Source organism: Geothrix mesophila, from assembly GCF_022808835.1.
GTDB lineage: Bacteria > Acidobacteriota > Holophagae > Holophagales > Holophagaceae > Geothrix > Geothrix paludis.
The window spans coordinates 1-18,411 of sequence record NZ_JAKZLD010000005.1; the positions used below are offsets into that span (position 1 = coordinate 1).

An 18,411-nucleotide genomic window follows, 5' to 3' on the forward strand; every position below is an offset into this window, starting at 1 on the left:
GCAGCGTGGTGGCAGGCTTCATCGACGGCGCCCTCAGCCTCAACCGCAATGAGTACGGCATCAAGACCTTCCCCGGCGTCATCGGCGAGACCGTGGCCGTCAGCCTGAACGCCGAGGCCGGCAAGGTGGCCCCGGCCGCGAAGAAGTAATCCAGCCGGACCTATGGTCTTCACCGCCTCCGGCCGTTCCCTGGACGACCGGAGGCGCTCGTTTCCTGGAGGCAGCCCTTTCTGGAGGCACCCATGGCTCCATCGATCCAATCCCTCAGTGAGCTGCGGCAGGACGTCCCCTCGGGCCTGGCCTACCGCGTGAGGCTGCCGAAGCCCGCCCATCCCCGGGCCCTCGTGGTGCTCCTGCACGGCGTGGGAGGGCGGGAGACCGACCTTGCCGATCTCGCGGCCGGCGTGGGTCCGGACACCCTGGTGGTGCTGGTCCGCAGCCGCCTCCCGCTCGGGCCCGACCAGTTCGGCTGGTTCCGCGTGGCGTTCACCCCGGAGGGCCCGAAGATCGCCGCGGGTGAAGCCGAGGACAGCCGCCACGCGCTCATCCGCCTCGTCGACCACCTGCAGGCCGACCACGGCGTGGAGGCGCGCCGGACCGTCCTCGCCGGGTTCAGCCAGGGCGGCATCATGAGCGCCAGCGTGGCCCTCAGCGCGCCCGAGCGCGTGGGGGGCTTCGCCATCCTCTCGGGCCGCATCCTGCCGGAGCTCGAGCCCCGCATCGCCAAGCGGGAGTGGCTGGCGCACCTGCGGGCCTTCATCAGCCACGGCGAGCACGACTCCACGTTGCCCGTAGCCTGGGCCCAGCGGTCCGACCAGTGGCTGGCCGACCTCGGCATCCCCCATGTCACCCGGCTGTATGGCGCTGGCCACACCCTGAATCCCGAGATGCGGGCCGATGTCCTCGCCTGGATCGGCGGGCTGGCCGAGGCTGCCTGAACGACCCTTCGGCATCGGAAAATCCCTAAACGGGGATGAGGATGCCCGCGTATGGTATGGCACATGTCTCCCTGGAGGAGGGTCCGTATGTGCCATCATCCGCGCCTCACCGCGCTCCTGCCCCTGATCTGCCTGAGCCTCGCCGCCCAGGCCCCTTCGAACGGCGCCAAGGCTCCGGGAGCGGCGGCCGCCACGCCCGCGGCAGCCCAGGCGCCCGGGGCCCTGAAGCCCTTCGCCGAGGTCATCAAGGACGCCAAGGAGCAGAAGGGGTTCTTCACCCTCTGGACCAAGGACGAGAAGGTCTGGATCGAGGTGAAGCCCGAGCAGCTGGACGCGCCCTTCTTCCTCGCGATCAGCAGCACCCGCGGCCTGGGAGAGCGCGGCCTCTATGGCGGCATGATGGATGCCAGCTACCTCGCCAGCTTCCGCCGCGTGGGGAACTCCCTCCAGCTGCTGGCGAAGAACACGACCTTCACAGCGCCCGAGGGCTCGGCGGCGGCGCGGGCCGTGGCGGAGGGATTCACCGACAGCCTGCTCTCCAGCGCCCCCGTGCTCAGCCAGCCCCATCCCGAGCGGAAGTCCTTCCTGGTGGAGGCCAACGCCCTCCTGCTGAAGGACATCCCCATGGGCGCCACCCGGCTGGAGGCGGCCTATCGGCAGCCCTACGGCTTCGATGCCGCCAACAGCTTCTTCGAGAAGGTCCGCGGCACCGAAGACCAGGCCGCCTTCCGGATCCAGGCCCACTACGCCCTGGCCCGCGTGATCCTGCCGCCGCCGCAGATGCCGGGCGCCCCGCCCATGCCCTTCACGCCGCCCCCGGCCACGCTGGAGGACATCCGCAGCCTGTTCCTGGGCTGGCACCTCTCCTTCGCCAAGCTGCCGGATCAGCCCATGACTCCGCGCCTGGCGGATGACCGGCTGGGCTACTTCGCCACCACCCGCTGGGACTTCGGCGACGACACCCGGGTGGATCCTAAAGTGCACTACATCCACCGCTGGCGCCTGGAGAAGAAGAACCCCGCCGCCCCGCTCTCCGAGCCGAAGCAGCCCATCGTGTTCTGGCTGGACCGGAACATCCCCGAGAAGTACCGTCCGGCCGTCACGGCCGGGGTGCTCGCCTGGAACAAGGCCTTCGAGGAGCAGGGCTTCAAGGACGCCATCCAGGTCAAGGTGCAGCCCGCCGACGCGGACTGGGACACCCACGACGCCCGGCATGCCTCTCTGCGCTGGCTCACGGGCACGGACATCGGCTTCGCCATCGGGCCCAGCCAGGTGGATCCCCGCAGCGGCGAGATCCTGGACGCGGACATCGGCATCGGCGAGGTCTGGGCCCGCGGCACCCGCACGGACGCCCGCGAGACCCTGCCGCCCCGGGCCCAGGAGCCCTTCCTCTACCGGCGCGACCAGGACCTCTGCACCTACGCGGCCGAGGCCCAGCAGGAGATGGGCTTCGCCCTGGACCTCCTGGAGACCCGCGGCGAGATCGCCCCGGGAAGCCCCGAGGAGGACGCCTACGTGGCCGCCGTGCTCAAGGACGTGATCACGCACGAGGTGGGCCACACCCTGGGCCTGCGCCACAACTTCCGGGCCTCGACCATCTACTCCCTGGACCAGGTCTCGGATCCGGAGTTCACCAAGTCCCACGGCCTGACCGGCTCCGTCATGGACTACAACGCGCTGAACCTGGCGCTCAAAGGCCAGCGCCAGGGCGAGTACGTGATGAGCACCCTGGGCCCCTACGACCACTGGGTCATCGAGTACGGCTACAAGCCGCTGGCGCCCACGGAGGAGAAGACGGCCCTCGCCAAGATCGCCGCCCGGAGCTCCGAACCGGAGCTGGCCTACGGTACGGATGAGGAGGCGCTGGGCTTCATGGGCCTCGAGGGCATGGACCCCGAAGTGAACCGGCGCGATCTCGGCTCGGATCCACTGGCCTTCTACCAGAAGCGCCTGAGCCTCTCCAAGGAGCTCTGGGACCGCCTGCAGGCCAAGACGTTCAAGGATGGGGAGGAGTACCAGCCCCTGCGCCGGGGCCTGCTGCGGGCCCTGGGCCAGGTGGGTCTCTCGGCCAACTTGAGCGCCAAGTACATCGGTGGTGTGGTCCACCTGCGCGACCACGCGGGCACGGGCCGGGCGCCCATCACGCCCGTCCCCGCCGCCCGCCAGCGCCAGGCCCTGAAGCTGCTGGAGACCGGGATCTTCTCCGTCGACGCCTTCCGCTTCAAGCCCGAGTTCCTCTCGCGGCTCACCACGGACCGCTTCGCAGGCCCTGTGAACGCGGATCCCTCGCCCGCCCAGTGGGTGCTGCGGACCCAGACCCAGGTGCTGGCCCAGCTGTTCCAGCCCGCCGTGGCCCAGCGCATCCTGGACGCGCCGGACAAGCTGGCGGATCCCAAGGGGGCCTTCCGCCTCTCGGAGCTCTACGACGCCCTGCAGGGCGCCATCTGGACCGAGTTGAAGAGCGGACGCGAGGTCTCGGTGATGCGGCGCAATCTGCAGCGGGAGCATCTGCGCCAGCTCAGCGCCCAGGTGCTGAAGGCCAATCCCCTCACGCCGGCCGACGCGCGGGCCCTGGCCCGGGAGGCCCTGCGCACCCTCCAGCCCGCCCTGAAGGCTGCGCCCCTGAAGCCCGGCTTCAGCAAGGAGACCAAGGCCCACTTCGCCGACTGCCTCGCCATCGTCGACGAAAGCCTCAAGGCCAGCCTGCAGCGCATGACGCTCTAGCCATCTGCAGAACACGGCGGCGCCCCGGGGTCATCTCCCGGGGCGCCGCCGTGTCTGGGCGCCGAGCCTTAGAATCTCCGCCCGATACCCAGCCACACGTTGGGACCGGTGGAATCGGTGTCGGCGGTGACCGTGGGCGGGGCCAGGGAGCCGCTGGCGGCGACGTCGTGCTTGAGGCGGGCCCAGGTGTAGCTCACGCCGGCCTCCGCGTACCAGGTGCGCTTCTCCGAGAAGTAGACGTCCACGCCCACCCCGAGGGTGTACATGGGGAACCAGCCGTCGTTGTCGACGCGGATCAGCGTCTCGTCCAGCACAGGATTGCGGAGGGTCAGGAGCGTGCGGTCCTTCTCGTAGGCCAGGCCCAGGCCGCCCTGGAGGAAGGGGATCACGCGCCGGTCCTTCCCCAGCGGGCGGAACTGGGCGAGGACCAGGAGGTCCGCGTAGACCGTGTATTTCTGCTCGAAGCTGAGCGTCGCGGGGCCCACGAAGGTGTCCACGGTGGCCGCGCCGTCGATCTTCCCCCGGGAGTAGTCCAGCTCGAGCCCCACCTTCCAGCGGGGATCCAGGTCCCGGAAGACCTGCAGACCCAGGTTGAGGTTGGCCACGTCGTCCCAGGTCTTGAACGACTGGCCCGTGGCCGCGTTGATGTCCTTGATCTGGCGGTTGGTCTCTGTCTGCTTGGGCCAGCTCTGCTGGAGGTAGACGGTCATGGTCCAGGGCGTCGCCTCCTGGGCGGCGGCTGGCGCTCCCGTCAGGAGGAGGAGGGCCGCGCCAAGCAGGGTGGAGATGGGCAGGCCGGAAGCGGGCAGGCGGAGGCGTGCGGAGGGCGTCGTCATGGGCTCACCGGAAAAGGTGCCCCATGGATAATCCCGACCCGAACAAGTGTCAATGTGAAAAGAGGATTCATGGGTCGTCTTGACAGGGGGAGCCCGGATGACAACCCTGGTCCATGCCCCTCTTCTCGCGTCCCGATGGTGATCTGATCCGCGGCGAGGATCCCGTGCGGCGCATCATGCCCTACCTCATGCGGGGTCGGAACGAGAGCTGCGTCTACCAGGAATCCGTCTACCGCATCGCGGCCGCGCGCGTCTGGCTCAAGGCCTACAACCGCACCCACCATCCCCGCGCCACGCTCTTCCACTTGGTGGCCTACGCCACCGCCGTGGCGCTCGAGACCCGCCCGCGCCTGAACCGGTTCGTCTCGGGCGGGCGAACCTACCAGCGCCGCGGCGTGTCCATCTCCTTCGTGGCCAAGCGGGAGTTCACGGACGACGGGGCCGATGTCACGGTGAAGCTGGCGTTCCCCAAGGGCGAGAGCTTCCCGGACTTCTCCCGGCGCATCTCGACGCGGGTGGACGAGGCGCGGGAGAAGGACTGCGCCGTGGACAAGGAAGTGGCGCTGATCATGCGGTTCCCCGGCCCGCTGGTGCGCGGGCTGGTGGCCCTCGCGCGGGGGCTGGACCGCTGGAACCTCTTCCCGGGCTTCATGATCCGGGACGACCCCATGTTCGCCACGGTCTTCCTCGCCAATCTGGGCTCCGTGGGCGTCTCCGACGTGTTCCACCATCTGTATGAATACGGCACCGTCTCCATCTTCGGGGCCGTGTCGGCCCCCCGGCGCGCGGTCTTCGCCGGCCGGGACGGCGCGACCTCCGAAGAGGCCCTGTCCGTGCGCTGGACCTTCGACGAGCGCATCGACGACGCCTTCTCCTGTGCCCGCTCCCTGGCCCTGGTGCAGAAGATCCTTGAGGATCCGGCCCGCTGGCTGGGTCCGCCGGAGGGAACCCCCGTCTGGTCGGGCGTGGACCCGGGGACGCCGGAATCATGATCGCCGGGGCGATCGCCGCCCTGCGGCCCTCCGAACGGATGACGACCCTGGTCCTGGCGGGCCTGCTGCTGCTCATCGTGCTGGTCCGGCCCGACGGAGGGATTCCCCGGGCCGCCACCTTCGCAGGGCTGCTCCTGGCGGTCCTGCTGGTGGGCCGGGTGAAGGGGAAGGCGGCCGCGGTGCTACGTGACTTCCTGCCGATCCTGGTGGTCCTCCTCGTGTTCCTCCTGCTCCAGCCGCTGGTGGTGGCGGTCAACGTCCACCGCTGGGACGCGGCGCTCGCCGCCGCCGACGCCCGCTGGTTCGGCCGCCTCGCTGAGGCTTGGCACGGCGCCTTCGGGCGGCCCGCCGCGTTCACGGATCTGATCTACCTCGCCTACGCCAGCTTCTACTTCCTGCCCATCACGGTGGCGGCGCTGGCCTGGCGGCGGCTCGGCCCCGAAGGCTTCGAGCGGGTGGCCTTCCGGATCTTGCTGGGCTTCTACCTGTCCTTCCTGGGCTACTTCCTCTGGCCTGCGGAAGGCCCCCGGGTGCCGGAGGCGCTCGCGGCCGCGAAGCTGGGCGGCGGCGCCGTTTCCCAGGCCGTCCGCGCCTTCCTCCACAGGGCCGAATCCACCACCCTGGACGCCTTCCCCAGCGGCCACACGGCCCTCTCCGTGCTGCCGGCCCTGCTGGCCACGCGACCCTTCCCGCGCCTGGCGCCGCTGCTCTGTGTCTGGGCCCTGGGCGTGGTCTTCGCCACGGTCTACATCGGCGTGCACTACGTGGTGGATGTGGCGGCGGGCCTCCTGCTGGCGGGCATCACCCTGGCCTTGGCCGCTCCGCTGTCGCGCTGGATGGGAGCTGCCACCGGCCTTTTCACCGATTCGGAATGAACCTCAACGCCCGGTCTGTGGTCCGCCTGCGGGGCCCTTCCGATCCGGAGCCGGACTGCCCAACATGTGGGCAGGAGCCCCCATGCGCCTGCCCCTGCACCAGATCGACGCCTTCGCCTCTCGTCCCTTCGAGGGGAACCCTGCGGCCGTGATGCCGCTGGATAGCTGGTTGCCAGATGCCCTCATGCAGTCCATCGCGGCGGAGAACAACCTTTCTGAGACGGCCTTCCTGGTGAAGGAAGCCACAGGATGGCGTATCCGTTGGTTCACCACTGTCTCTGAGGTGGATCTCTGCGGTCATGCCACCCTGGCGAGCGCCTGGCTCATCCTCCACGAACTCGAACCCGAGGCGAGAAGCGTGTCGTTTCATAGCCGCAGCGGTTCCTTGACGGTGAACTGCGAGGGAGAGGAACTGGTTCTGGACTTTCCGTCCCGTCCCGGCCGGACCGCACCTGAGTTGGCGGATGCGTTGGCGAAGGCCCTGGGTGTCCGTCCCCGCGAGGTGCGCCTCGCCCGGGATGCGATGGTGGTCCTGGATGACGAAGCCGCGGTTCGTGAGGTGCACCCTGACTACGAGGCCCTCAGGGCGCTTCCCGCCATGGGCACGCTCATCACAGCTCCCGGCCGGGCCTACGATTTTGTCTCTCGATGTTTCTTTCCCGGGGATGGGGTGCCGGAGGACCCCGTCACCGGCAGCGCCCACTGCACGTTGATTCCCTACTGGGCCGAGCGCCTGGGGAAGACACGTCTGCGCGCCTTTCAGGCGTCGCTCCGCGGTGGAGAACTGGCCTGCGAACTTGCCGGGAATCGCGTCCGGATCGGAGGCCGGGCCGTGAAGGTGCTGGAAGGCCACTTCCTCTTGCATTGACTGTGGCGAATCCAGCTGGGCCCCTTCAGCGCTCGAGGATGAAGGTCACGGGACCGTCGTTCACCAGCTCCACCTCCATGTGTTCCTGGAAGAAGCCGGACTTCACGCGGGGATGCTGGGCCTTGAGCAGGTCGAGGAACCTGCGGAAGAGCACCCGGGCCGCGTCCTGGGCCATGGCCTGATCGAAGGAGGGGCGCCGCCCCCGCGCGACGCTGCCCGCCAGCGTGAACTGGCTGATGGCCAGGATCTCGCCGCCCACGTCGGCGAGGCCGAGGTTCATCTTCCCGGCATCATCCTCGAAGACGCGCAGGGAGGCGATCTTGGCGGCGGCCCAGGCGCAGGTCTCCTCCGTGTCGCCGGTCTCCAGGCCCGCGAGTACCAGGAGGCCCGGCCCGATGGCGGATTCCAGCTCTCCGCTGCGCACCGAGGCCCGCTTCACGCGCTGGATGACGGCTTTCATGGAATGCCCCCCTCCGAACTGTGCCATGGCGGAGGGGGGCGGGGCCATCGGGTGGATCCGGAGTTGGCCGCATTCATGCTGAACCTTCAGGTCTGCTTCGGCGTAAGCTGGGTTTCCCACCCATTCTTTCCAAGGAGCTCGAGCCCATGAAACGTCATGTGTCCCTGTCCAGCCTCCTGGGGTCTGGCCTTGTCCTGGCTCTGGCGCTGCCCCTGGCCGCCCAGGGGGCCAAGGCCCCGGCCGCCGCGGTCAAGAAGAGTCAGCTGCCGCCCCTCATCGACCGGGACAAGTTCTTCGGCAACCCCGAGATCGCCGCGGCCCAGATCTCCCCCGACGGGAAGTGGATCGCCTTCCTCAAGCCGTACAAGGAGACCCGCAACATCTGGGTCAAGAAGGTGGGCGAGCCCTATTCCAAGGGACACCTGATCACCGCGGATCCCAAGCGCCCCATTCCGGCCTTCTTCTGGAGCCGGGACGGCAAGCAGATCCTCTTCGTGCAGGACAAGGACGGCGATGAGAACTACAACGTCTATGCCGTGGATCCGGCGGCACCCGTCGCGGCGGGCAAGGAGGTCCCCGAGGCCCGCAACCTGACGGCGGCCAAGGGCGCCCGGGCCCAGATTCTCTCGGTGCCCAAGGGCGATCCGGACACGATCTACGTGGGCCTCAACGACCGCGATGCCGCCTGGCACGACGTCTACAAGGTGAAGATCTCCACGGGCGAGCGGACGCTCCTCCGCAAGAACACCGAGCGCATCGCCGGCTGGGTCTTCGACAAGCAGGCGAACCTGCGCCTGGCCCTGCGCACCACCGACAAGGGCGACACCGAGATCCTCCGCGTGGATCCCGATGGCTTCAAGAAGGTCTACGAGTGCTCGGTCTTCGAGTCCGCGGCGCCGGTCAACTTCCACAAGGACGGCAAGCAGGTCTACCTGGAGACGAACAAGGGCGCCCGGAACCTCACGGAGCTGGTGCTCTTCGATCCCGCCACCGGCAAGGAGGAGAAGCTCGAATCCGATCCCAAGGGCCGCGTGGACTTCGGGTCCGCCGTGTTCTCCGACCTGACGGACGAGCTGATCGCCACGACCTACGATGATGAGCGCACCCGGATCTACTGGAAGGACAAGGCCTGGGAGGCGGACTACAAGCTGCTGCAGAAGAAGCTGCCCGGCCGGGAGATCAGCCTGGGCTCCATGACCACTGACGAGCAGCTGGTGATGGTGACGAGCACCAGCGACCGGGATCCCGGCACGCGCTACCTCTTCGACCGCCGCACCAAGAAGCTGAGCCTCGAATATGTCTCCCGCGAGGACCTGCCCCGGCAGGACCTGGTCGCCATGCGGCCCATCCGCTACAAATCCAGCGACGGCCTCGAGATTCCCGCCTACCTGAGCCTGCCCAAGGACGTGCCTGCCAAGGGGCTCCCCCTGGTGGTGGTGCCCCATGGTGGCCCCTGGGCCCGGGACAGCTGGGGCTACAACAGCCTGGCCCAGTTCCTGGCCAACCGCGGCTATGCGGTGCTGCAGCCCAACTTCCGCGGCTCCACGGGCTACGGCAAGGCCTTCCTCAATGCCGGCAACAAGCAGTGGGGGGACCTCATGCAGGACGACATCACCTGGGGCGTGAAGCACCTGGTGGCCCAGGGCATCGCCGATCCCAAGCGGGTGGGCATCCTGGGCGGCTCCTACGGCGGCTACGCCACCCTGGCCGGCGTGACCTTCACGCCGGACCTCTACGCCGCCGCCGTGTCCATCGTCGGTCCCTCCAACCTGCTGACCCTGCTGGAGACCATCCCGCCCTACTGGGAGGCCGGCCGCATCGTCTTCCACGAGCGCATGGGCAACCCCAACACGCCCGAGGGCAAGAAGCAGCTGGAGCGCCAGTCCCCGCTGAACTCCGCGGCGAAGATCCACACCCCGCTCATGGTCATCCAGGGCGCCAACGATCCCCGCGTGAAGAAGGCCGAGAGCGACCAGATCGTCATCGCCCTGCGCGACCGGGGCTTCCCGGTGGAGTACCTCTGCGCGCCGGACGAGGGCCACGGCTTCCAGCGTCCTGTGAACAACCAGGCCATGTTCGCTGCCGCGGAGACCTTCCTGGCCAAGTATCTCAAGGGCCGCTACCAGGAAGGCGGCAAGCCCGATGTCATGAAGCGCCTGCCGGAGATCACTGTCGATCCCAAGACCGTGGTGCTGGCGAAGAAGGCCGACGCGGCATCCGTGACCGTCCCTAAGCCCATCGGCAAGCCCACGGCCGGCACCTTCACCTACGCGGGCGCCTTCGCCATGGGGCCTCGCTCCATGGCCATCTCCATGGTCCGGACCGTGAAAGAGGAGGGCGGCGCCTGGGTGGTGACCGATGCCACCAAGCTGCCGGGCGGTGACGCGATGGACACCACCACCATGGCCCTGGATACCCTGGCGCCCCTGAAGCGCCAGGTGAAGCAGGGTCCCGTGGTCATCGACATCGCCTTCGATGGCGCCAAGGCCGCCGGGACCATGGCCATGGGCGGCAACGCCAAGCCCTTCAGCATCGAGCTGGGCGGCGGAGCCTACGCCGAAGGCTCTGGCGCCGAAGACGCCCTGGCCTGCCTGCCCCTGGCGGAGGGCTACACCGTCACCTTCCGCAACGTGGACATCCAGCGCCAGAAGGTCCAGCTCAAGCAGGCCAAGGTGCTGGGCCAGGAGGACCTGAAGGTGCCCGCGGGCAGTTTCAAAGCCTGGAAGGTGGAACTCACCTCCGCCGAGGGCGATCCCGGCACCAAGACCCTGTGGATCGACACCGCCACCCGCAAGCTGCTCAAGACCGTGGAGACGAGCCCCCGGATGGGCGGCGCGGTGGTCACGGTGGAACTGCAGAACTGAAGGCCGACAGGCGATGGAAGGGGCCGGGCCGGTGCCCGGCCCTTTCTATCTCCGCACCTTCCGCAGGATCTTGCCGGATAGCTCGCGGGCCTCGGGGTGGCCAAGGGCCACCGCGGCCAGGCCGTAGGCGGCGGCGCAGGCGCCGATGAGGGGCAGCAACCGCAGGGCCAGGCTCGCCCGGCGGAACCCATGAGGGGCGTCCATTCCCAGAAGGCCCGCCCCCGCCCAGGCCAGCAGGCCCATGAGGACTGAGGCGGCCAGGGCGCGGGCGGTGGCCTTCAGGAGGGGGCGCAGGTCCAGGCCCGGCAGGCGCGGGCGCAGGCGCAGCAGGACGCCCAGCAGGCCCGCGAGGCTCGCCAGCCCATTGGCCAGGGCCAGGCCGCCGGTGCCCAGGGGCTTCAGCAGCGCGAGGCTCAGGGCCACGTTCAGCAGCAGCGTGCCCGCGGCCAGGGCGGCGGGGCCACGGTAGTCCTTGAGGGCGTAGAGGGCCTGGTTGCCCAGCCGCTGGGCCGCCACGAAGACCAGGCCCACGGACTGGAACACCAGCGTCAGGGCCGTCCAGTCCGAGGCCGCCGGCGTGTAGGCGCCCGTGCGGAAGAGCAGGGCGCAGATGGGCCGCGAGAGCACCGCCAGGCCCACCGAGGCGGGCAGCACCATGAGGGCGGAGGCGGAAATGGACTGGGTGAGGCTGCGGTTCATGCCCTGCCAATCCTGGGATTCGGCCTGGCGGGAGAGGGCGGGCAGGCTCGCGGTGGCGAGGCTCATGGCGAAGAGGCCCAGCACCATCTCGCCCATCATGCCGCTGTTGTAGAGCACCATCTGGGCGCCGTTGGGCAGCATGGAGGCCAGCATGGCGCTGACCAGGGCGTTGATGGGATAGATGCCTGCCGCCAGCAGGCCTGGCCCCATGCGCTTGAGGGTCTTGAGCACCCATGGATCCCGCAGGTGAAGGCCGAAGGAGAGGCCGAACCCCTCCTTTCGCACGGCGGGAAGCACCACCAGCAGCTGGAGCGCTCCGCCAGCCAGTACGGCGATGGAGCAGACGACGGCCACGGTCTCCAGGGGGATGGTGCCCTTCAGTCCCAGCACTCGCAAGGCCGTCCATCCGAAGGCGATGAAGGCCAGATTCCAGAACACGGATACCGAGGCCGCCAGGGCGAAGCGGTGGCGCAAGTTCAGCAGGCCCGTGAAGCCCGCGGTGAGGCTCACCAGAGCCAGGTAGGGGAACATGATGCGGCCCAGTTTCGTGGTGAGCTCGCCCTGGACCTCGGGGCGCCCCATCATGAGCAGGCCTGCCAAAGGCCCCATGAGCAACAGCACCAGGACCACACCCAGCAGCAGGATAGCCAGCAGCGTGCCCAGGAAGCGCGCCGCCACGGCCCGCACGGCGGCCTCGCCCTCGGCGGCTTCCGCTTCCGCCAGCGTGGGCAGGAAGGCGGCCGTCATGGTGCCCTCAGCCGTGAAGCGGCGCAGCAGGTTGGGCAGGCGGAAGGCTACGGCATAGGCATCCGCCGCAGCGCCCGCCCCCAGCACGTGGCTGAGGAAAAAGGTCTGGAGCAGCCCCGTGAGGCGACTCAGCAGCGTCATGAAGCCCACGACCCCCGCGGAGCGGAGCAGGCTGGGGCGGGTGGGGGTGGGATCGCTCATGGTCGGCACAGGGCGTGGTGGTCCATGAGGCTCCCAGAAGACTGGAGCCGCTAGTCGGAATTGAACCAACGACCATCCGCTTACAAGGCGGGCGCTCTACCAACTGAGCTATAGCGGCACGGGGTCCAGTCTATCGGGTTTTGGGGCTTTCCTGAACGGCGCGGGGGGGAGGTGGAGGCCGACCTGGGTCTTATGGATCCAAGAGCGCATTCCCCGCTCGGAACGGCGCGAGCGTGGTGGCCAACCTGGTTGTTATGGATCCGCGGACGGGGCCCCGCTCGGAACGCTGCACTGCAGCGTCCCTCGCGACCCGTCAGCGCGGATCCCCAGCGGGATCCCGCTTCAGGTCTTCCATGAACGTCTCCATCCACTTCGTGGAGAAGGCGCCGGAGATGAAGTCGGGGTGGTCCATGATGCGGCGGTGCAGGGGGGCGGTGGTCTTGATGCCCTCGATGACCAGGGTGTCCAGGGCGCGCCGCATGCGGGCGATGGCCTCGGTGCGGTTGGCGCCGAAGGCGATGAGCTTCGCCACCATGGAGTCGTAGTGGGGCGGGATGACCGCGTCCTGGTGCATGGCGGTATCCACGCGGATGCCGGGGCCGCCGGGGAAGTGCAGGGCGCTGATGCGGCCGGGGCAGGGCGTGAACTTGAAGGGGTCTTCCGCGTTGATGCGGCACTCGATGGCGTGGCCCTTCTGGATCACGTCCTCCTGGCGGAAGCTGAGCTTCTGGCCCGCGGCGATGCGGAGCTGCTCCTTCACGATGTCGATGCCCGTGACCAGCTCCGTGACGGGATGCTCCACCTGGACGCGGGTGTTCATCTCCATGAAGAAGAAGTCGCCGCGCTTGTCGAGGAGGAACTCGATGGTGCCGGCGTTGTAGTAGCCCACGGCCTGGGCGGCCTTGACGGCCGTCGCGCAGATGCGCTGGCGCAGCTCCGGCGTCAGCGCCGCGCTGGGGCTCTCCTCGATGAGCTTCTGGTGGCGGCGCTGGATGGAGCACTCGCGCTCGCCCAGGTGCACCACGTTGCCGAAGAGGTCGCCCATGATCTGGACTTCGATGTGGCGCGGTTCCAGGAGGTACTTCTCCATGTAGACGGCATCGTCGCCGAAGGCGCTCTTGGCCTCGCTGCGGGCGGTGTTGTAGAGGTCCGGCAGCTCCTCGGGGTTGTTGACGATGCGCATGCCGCGTCCGCCGCCGCCGGCGCTCGCCTTCACGATGACGGGGTAGCCGATCTGCTCGGCCACCACCAGAGCCTCTTCCACCGTCTCGATGATGCCCTCGCTGCCGGGCATGAGGGGCACGCCCGCCGCCAGCATGGTGGCCTTGGCTTGGGCCTTGTTGCCCATCTTCCGGATGATCTCGGCGTTGGGCCCGATGAAGGTGATCCCGCAGGCCTGGCAGACCTCCACGAAGTGGGGGTTCTCACTGAGGAAGCCGTAGCCGGGATGGATGGCCTCGGCGCCGGTGACCTCGGCGGCGGCGATGACCTGGGGGATGTTCAGGTAGGACTTGGAGGACGGCGGAGGCCCAATGCACACCTCCTCGTCGGCGAACCGCACGTGGAGGGCGTTGCGATCGGCCTCGGAGTAGACGGCCACGGTCTGGATGCCCATCTCCTTGCAGGCCAGGATCACGCGCAGCGCGATCTCACCCCGGTTGGCGATGAGGATCTTCTTGAACGGCGGTTCGTCCGGCGCGGTGGGTGCGGGCTGCGAGCCCTTGCGCTTGATGGCGGAGGCCATGGCTAACCGATCCGGACCGCGAAGAGGCGCTCGCCGTATTCGACGGGGGTGCCGTTCTCCACCAGCACCTTCACGACCTCGCCGGAGACGTCGCACTCGATCTCGTTCATGAGCTTCATGGCTTCGACGATGCAGAGCGTCTGGCCGGGCTTCACGAAATCGCCGGGGGACACGTAGGGCGCGGCGGTGGGGTTCGAGGCGCGATAGAAGGTGCCGACGATGGGGCTGGTGACGTAGTGGATGCCGGGCTCATCCGCGGGGACGGCCGGCTGGGCCGCGGGGACCGCCGCGGCGGGGGAGGGCTGGGCCGCGGGGACGGCGACCACCATCTGAGGGGCGGCCATGGGGGTGGCCTGGACCACAGGAGCCGGGCCGTCCTTCCGGATGCGGAAGCGCATGTCGCCGGCTTCGAACTCGAATTCCTGGAAGGGCTCGCGACCCACCAGGGCGATGAGGGCCTTGATCTCCTCCAGGCCCAGGGGGGCGCCGGGGGCGGTCCGGGGGGCCGCAGCCTTGGGGGCGGTCTTGGGGGTGGCCTTGGCGGCAGCGGGCTTGGGGGCCAGGGCGGGCTTCTTGGTCGCAGGGGATTTCTTGCGTGAAGGGCTCATCAATGCTCCAACGGTCGGATCAGGCTGGGGAAGGGAACGAGCATAGCAAACCAGCCGGACAGGGTCAGGTCACGATTCTTCCGGGGGATCCACGGCCACGGCTTTCTTGCGCAGCCGGGGGCCGGTTTCTTCGGGGCGGAATTCTTTGCGCGCGGCATCCAGGATGCCGTTGAGGAATTGCGTGCCTTCCTGGTCGCTGAATTCCTTCACGATCTCCAGGGCCTCGTTGATGACGATGGGGAAGGGCACTTCCTTCACGTACATCAGCTCGAAGAGCCCCAGGCGCAGCAGGTTGCGGTCCACGGCCGCCATGCGGTGGATCTTCCAGTGCTCGGCGTATTTGGCCAGCACGTCATCGATCTCCTCCATGTGGCCGTACACGCCGTCCACCAGGCGCCGGGCATAGTAGAAGGCATCCCGGTTCAGGTCCTGGATGGCGTAGAACCCGGCGAACACCTGGTCCGGCTGGTAGCCGGTGAGGTCCATGGCGTACAGCATCTGAAGGGCGTACTCCCGCCCCCGGCGGCGAACTCCCATCTACTTGCGTCCCTTCGTTCCGGCCTTGAGGGCGTGCGCGAGGTCGGCCATCTCGAGGACGCTCTGGGCGGCCTCCCAGCCCTTGTTGCCCATCTTGGCGCCGGCCCGGTCGATGGCCTGCTCCACGCTGTCGGTGGTCAGCACGCCGAAGGCCAGCGGCAGGCCGGTGTCCAGGGCCACCTGGGCGGCGCCCTTGGTGACCTCGGCGGCGATCATGTCGAAGTGGGGCGTGCCGCCGCGGATCACCGAGCCCAGCACGATGACGCCGGCGTAGCGGCCGCTCTGGGCCGCCAGCTTGGCCGCCTGGGGCAGCTCGAAGCTCCCGGGGACGCGGATGAGGTCCATCTGGTCTTCATGGCCGCCGTGGCGGAGGATGCAGTCCTTCGCGCCCTCGATGAGGCGGTCGACGATGAAGTCGTTCCAGCGCGAGGCCACCAGGGCGAAGCGGTCGCCGTCGTGGACGCGAATGTGGCCCTCAAAGATCCCCATGGGAACCCCCCGAAAGGTGGTCAAGAACTGATGAGACTAGCACAAAAGAATCCCATTGCCACAGATGAACACGGATGAACGCGGATCGGCTCCGGCTCATCCGTGTTTATCTGTGTTCATCCGGGGCAAAAAGCTAGACCTGGACGGTGTCGGCCACTTCGCGGAAGTCCGCGATCTGGTCGAAGTTCATGTAGCGGTAGATGTCCTTCGCCTTGGCGTCCACGATGCCGATCTGGGCCTTGTACTCCTCCACCGTGGGGATCTTCCCGAGGAGGGCGCAGATGGCGGCCAGCTCGGCGGAGCCCAGGTAGACGCGGGTGTCGAGGCCCAGGCGGTTGGGGAAGTTGCGGGTGGAGGTGGACATGGCCGTGCTGCCCTTGCGGACCTGGGCCTGGTTGCCCATGCACAGCGAGCAGCCGGGCATCTCCATGCGGGCGCCGGTGCGGCCGAGGATGCCGTAGTAGCCCTCCTGGGTGAGGATGTAGGCGTCCATCTTGGTGGGCGGGGCGATCCAGAGGCGGGTGGAGAGGTCGGTCTTACCGTCCAGCAGCTTCCCGGCGGCGCGGAAGTGGCCGATGTTGGTCATGCAGGAGCCGATGAACACCTCGTCGATGGTGTCGCCGGCCACGGTGGATAGCAGCTTCACGTCGTCCGGATCGTTCGGGCAGGCCACGATGGGCTCCTTCACGTCCGCGAGGTCGATCTCGATGACGGCGGCGTATTCCGCGTCCGCGTCGGGGGCCAGCAGCTCGGGCTTGGCGATCCAGGCCTGCATGGCCTTGATGCGGTTCTCCAGCGTCTCCCGGTGCTCGTAGCCGTTGGCGATCATCCACTTCATGAGCGTGATGTTCGAGGTCATGTACTCGATGATCGGTTCCTTGTCCAAGCGCACGGTGCAGCCTGCGGCGGAGCGCTCGGCGGAGGCGTCCGTCAGCTCGAAGGCCTGTTCCACCTTCAGCTTGGGCAGGCCCTCGATCTCGAGGATGCGGCCGCTGAAGATGTTCTTCTTGCCCTTCTTCTCGACGGTGAGCAGCCCCTGCTGGATGGCGTAGTAGGGGATGGCGTTCACCAGGTCGCGCAGGGTGACGCCGGGCTGCAGCTCACCCTTGAAGCGCACCAGCACGGACTCAGGCATGTCCAGCGGCATGACGCCCGTGGCGGCGGCGAAGGCCACCAGGCCCGAGCCCGCGGGGAAGGAGATGCCGATGGGGAAGCGGGTGTGGGAGTCGCCGCCGGTGCCGACCGTGTCGGGCAGGAGCAGGCGGTTCAGCCAGCTGTGGATGACGCCGTCGCCGGGCTTCAGGGACACGCCGCCGCGGTTGGTGATGAAGGGGGGCAGCTCGCGGTGGGTCTTCACGTCCACGGGCTTGGGATAGGGCGCGGTGTGGCAGAAGGACTGCATCACCATGTCGGCGGAGAACTGGAGGCAGGCCAGGTCCTTCAGCTCGTCGCGGGTCATGGGGCCCGTGGTGTCCTGGGAACCCACGGTGGTCATCTTGGGCTCGCAGTAGGTGCCGGGGCGGATGCCCTTCACGCCGCAGGCGCGTCCCACCATCTTCTGGGCCAGGGAGAAGCCCTTGCCCGTGTCCTTGGGCACGGCCGGCAGGCGGAAGGCGGTGGAGGCGGGCAGGCCCAGGGCCGCGCGGGCCTTGGTGGTCAGGCCGCGGCCCACGATGAGGGGGATGCGACCGCCGGCGCGGACCTCGTCGAAGATCACGTCGGACTTCACCTTGAACTCGGCGATGACCTTCCCGTTCTTCAGGGCCTTGCCTTCGTAGGGACGCAGCTCGATGACGTCGCCCATCTCCATGCCGTTGACGTCCAGCTCAATGGGCAGGGCGCCGGCGTCTTCCATGGTGTTGTAGAAGATGGGGGCGATCTTGGTGCCGAGACACACGCCGCCGAAGCGCTTGTTGGGCACGAAGGGGATATCCTCACCCGTGAACCACAGCACGGAGTTGGTGGCGGACTTGCGGGAGGAACCGGTGCCCACCACGTCGCCCACGTAGGCCACCAGGTTCCCCTTGGCCTTCAGGGCCTCGAGCTGCTTGAGGGGGCCCACCTTGCCCGGGTCGTCAGGATTGATGCCGGGCCGGGCGTTCTTCAGCATGGCCAGGGCGTGGAGCGGGATGTCGGGGCGGCTCCACGCGTCGGGCGCGGGGGAGAGGTCGTCGGTGTTGGTCTCGCCGGTCACCTTGAACACGGTGAGCGTGAGGCTCTGGGGCACCTCGGGCCGGCTGGTGAACCACTCGGCTTCGGCCCAGGACTTCAGCACGGTCTGGGCATTCTGGTTGCCCTTGTCGGCCTTGGCCTTCACGTCCGCGAAGGCATCGAAGACCAGCAGGGTCTTCTTGAGACCCTCCGCGGCGATCCCGCCCACGGTGGCATCGTCCAGCAGGTCGATGAGGGGCTTGACGTTGAAGCCGCCCAGCATGGTGCCCAGCAGCTCCGTGGCCTTCTCGCGCGAGACCAGAGCCACCTTCTCCTTGCCGCTGGCGACCGCGGCCAGGAAGGCGGCCTTCACGCGGGCGGCGTCGTCCACGCCGGCGGGCACGCGGTGGGTCAGCAGGTCGAGAAGGAAGGCCTCTTCGCCCTTGGGGGGATTGGCCAACAGGTGGGTGAGCTCGTCGGTCTGAGCCTCGGTGAGCGGCAGGGGCGGGATCCCGAGGGCGGCACGCTCGGCAACGTGTTGGCGATAGGCTTGCAGCACGGTCAACTCCCCCAGGAAACGCCGCTTGGCGCGAACGATATGACTTTGGCGGGGCACCATCCCCCGCAGAGGGCAGGCATAGACTCCCGCCAGGTCCATTCTACATGGGCCGCTCTGGG

General features: G+C 68.4%; 14 protein-coding genes and 1 tRNA gene. 6 read left to right on the forward strand and 9 right to left on the reverse strand.

The genetic code is table 11. The features are described from left to right. Positions 1–242 precede the first annotated feature (242 nt). Both MLG87_RS14355 and MLG87_RS14360 read left to right on the forward strand, forming a co-directional pair. A complete protein-coding gene (locus tag MLG87_RS14355; protein WP_243295783.1) occupies positions 243–938 on the forward strand; it encodes an alpha/beta hydrolase in 696 nt (231 codons plus the stop codon). Between the two features lie 87 nt (positions 939–1,025). Next, a complete protein-coding gene (locus MLG87_RS14360) occupies positions 1,026–3,662 on the forward strand; it encodes a zinc-dependent metalloprotease (protein ID WP_243295784.1) in 2,637 nt (878 codons plus the stop codon). A gap of 68 nt (positions 3,663–3,730) precedes the next feature. Here the strand turns inward: MLG87_RS14360 and MLG87_RS14365 are convergent, their stop codons facing one another. Beyond that, complete coding sequence (locus MLG87_RS14365; RefSeq protein WP_243295785.1) at positions 3,731–4,498, reverse strand: outer membrane protein; 768 nt, start codon at positions 4,496–4,498, stop codon at positions 3,731–3,733. A gap of 113 nt (positions 4,499–4,611) precedes the next feature. On the opposite strand from MLG87_RS14365, the gene MLG87_RS14370 reads away from it, so the two are divergent. The 3 genes from MLG87_RS14370 to MLG87_RS14380 all read left to right on the forward strand — a co-directional run bounded on the left by MLG87_RS14370 (position 4,612) and on the right by MLG87_RS14380 (position 7,233). After that, a complete protein-coding gene (locus MLG87_RS14370; RefSeq protein WP_243295786.1) occupies positions 4,612–5,490 on the forward strand; it encodes a 2-oxo acid dehydrogenase subunit E2 in 879 nt (292 codons plus the stop codon). Beyond that, a complete protein-coding gene (locus MLG87_RS14375; RefSeq protein ID WP_243295787.1) occupies positions 5,487–6,365 on the forward strand; it encodes a phosphatase PAP2 family protein in 879 nt (292 codons plus the stop codon). The genes MLG87_RS14370 and MLG87_RS14375 overlap by 4 nt, the downstream gene beginning before the upstream one ends. An 82-nt stretch (positions 6,366–6,447) precedes the next feature. Continuing rightward, complete coding sequence (locus MLG87_RS14380) at positions 6,448–7,233, forward strand: PhzF family phenazine biosynthesis protein (RefSeq protein WP_243295788.1); 786 nt, start codon at positions 6,448–6,450, stop codon at positions 7,231–7,233. A 25-nt stretch (positions 7,234–7,258) separates the two neighbouring features. Here MLG87_RS14380 and dtd read toward each other — a convergent pair whose 3' ends face one another. Next, positions 7,259–7,693, reverse strand: coding sequence for a D-aminoacyl-tRNA deacylase (dtd, locus tag MLG87_RS14385; protein WP_243295789.1), 435 nt, complete (start codon positions 7,691–7,693; stop codon positions 7,259–7,261). Positions 7,694–7,839: 146 nt separating this feature from the next. Here dtd and MLG87_RS14390 point away from each other — a divergent pair, with 146 nt between their 5' ends. Further along, entirely contained in the window at positions 7,840–10,557 is a 2,718-nt protein-coding gene (locus tag MLG87_RS14390; protein WP_243295790.1) for a S9 family peptidase, read from the forward strand. A gap of 45 nt (positions 10,558–10,602) precedes the next feature. Here MLG87_RS14390 and murJ read toward each other — a convergent pair whose 3' ends face one another. The 7 genes from murJ to acnB all read right to left on the reverse strand — a co-directional run bounded on the left by murJ (position 10,603) and on the right by acnB (position 18,292). Continuing rightward, positions 10,603–12,204 (reverse strand): murein biosynthesis integral membrane protein MurJ, encoded by a 1,602-nt coding sequence (murJ, locus tag MLG87_RS14395; protein ID WP_243295791.1) that lies wholly within the window; start codon positions 12,202–12,204, stop codon positions 10,603–10,605. Between the two features lie 42 nt (positions 12,205–12,246). Next, positions 12,247–12,322: transfer RNA gene (locus MLG87_RS14400), tRNA-Thr, on the reverse strand. Positions 12,323–12,517: 195 nt separating this feature from the next. Continuing rightward, entirely contained in the window at positions 12,518–13,948 is a 1,431-nt protein-coding gene (gene accC / locus MLG87_RS14405; RefSeq protein ID WP_243295792.1) for an acetyl-CoA carboxylase biotin carboxylase subunit, read from the reverse strand. Positions 13,949–13,950: 2 nt separating this feature from the next. Next, positions 13,951–14,556, reverse strand: a complete 606-nt coding sequence (accB, locus tag MLG87_RS14410; protein WP_279341317.1) for an acetyl-CoA carboxylase biotin carboxyl carrier protein — start codon at positions 14,554–14,556, stop codon at positions 13,951–13,953. A 69-nt stretch (positions 14,557–14,625) separates the two neighbouring features. Beyond that, positions 14,626–15,093 carry a transcription antitermination factor NusB gene (nusB, locus tag MLG87_RS14415; protein ID WP_243295794.1) on the reverse strand — a complete coding sequence of 156 codons (468 nt, stop codon included), beginning with the start codon at positions 15,091–15,093 and terminating at the stop codon, positions 14,626–14,628. Beyond that, positions 15,094–15,582: a 6,7-dimethyl-8-ribityllumazine synthase gene (gene ribH, locus MLG87_RS14420; RefSeq protein ID WP_243295795.1), complete on the reverse strand. Its 489-nt coding sequence runs from the start codon at positions 15,580–15,582 to the stop codon at positions 15,094–15,096. It abuts the gene before it with no gap. 133 nt (positions 15,583–15,715) lie between these two features. Continuing rightward, positions 15,716–18,292, reverse strand: coding sequence for a bifunctional aconitate hydratase 2/2-methylisocitrate dehydratase (acnB, locus tag MLG87_RS14425; protein WP_243295796.1), 2,577 nt, complete (start codon positions 18,290–18,292; stop codon positions 15,716–15,718). Between the last annotated feature and the right edge of the window lie 119 nt (positions 18,293–18,411).

What these genes read in the sequence shown, in the direction of transcription:
- MLG87_RS14355 (WP_243295783.1), top strand. Translation starts at nt 243, where the DNA reads ATGGCTCCATCGATCCAATCCCTCAGTGAGCTGCGGCAGGACGTCCCC.
- MLG87_RS14360 (WP_243295784.1), top strand. Translation starts at nt 1,026, where the DNA reads ATGTGCCATCATCCGCGCCTCACCGCGCTCCTGCCCCTGATCTGCCTG.
- MLG87_RS14365 (WP_243295785.1), bottom strand. Translation starts at nt 4,498, where the DNA reads ATGACGACGCCCTCCGCACGCCTCCGCCTGCCCGCTTCCGGCCTGCCC.
- MLG87_RS14370 (WP_243295786.1), top strand. Translation starts at nt 4,612, where the DNA reads ATGCCCCTCTTCTCGCGTCCCGATGGTGATCTGATCCGCGGCGAGGAT.
- MLG87_RS14375 (WP_243295787.1), top strand. Translation starts at nt 5,487, where the DNA reads ATGATCGCCGGGGCGATCGCCGCCCTGCGGCCCTCCGAACGGATGACG.
- MLG87_RS14380 (WP_243295788.1), top strand. Translation starts at nt 6,448, where the DNA reads ATGCGCCTGCCCCTGCACCAGATCGACGCCTTCGCCTCTCGTCCCTTC.
- dtd (WP_243295789.1), bottom strand. Translation starts at nt 7,693, where the DNA reads ATGAAAGCCGTCATCCAGCGCGTGAAGCGGGCCTCGGTGCGCAGCGGA.
- MLG87_RS14390 (WP_243295790.1), top strand. Translation starts at nt 7,840, where the DNA reads ATGAAACGTCATGTGTCCCTGTCCAGCCTCCTGGGGTCTGGCCTTGTC.
- murJ (WP_243295791.1), bottom strand. Translation starts at nt 12,204, where the DNA reads ATGAGCGATCCCACCCCCACCCGCCCCAGCCTGCTCCGCTCCGCGGGG.
- accC (WP_243295792.1), bottom strand. Translation starts at nt 13,948, where the DNA reads ATGGCCTCCGCCATCAAGCGCAAGGGCTCGCAGCCCGCACCCACCGCG.
- accB (WP_279341317.1), bottom strand. Translation starts at nt 14,556, where the DNA reads ATGAGCCCTTCACGCAAGAAATCCCCTGCGACCAAGAAGCCCGCCCTG.
- nusB (WP_243295794.1), bottom strand. Translation starts at nt 15,093, where the DNA reads ATGGGAGTTCGCCGCCGGGGGCGGGAGTACGCCCTTCAGATGCTGTAC.
- ribH (WP_243295795.1), bottom strand. Translation starts at nt 15,582, where the DNA reads ATGGGGATCTTTGAGGGCCACATTCGCGTCCACGACGGCGACCGCTTC.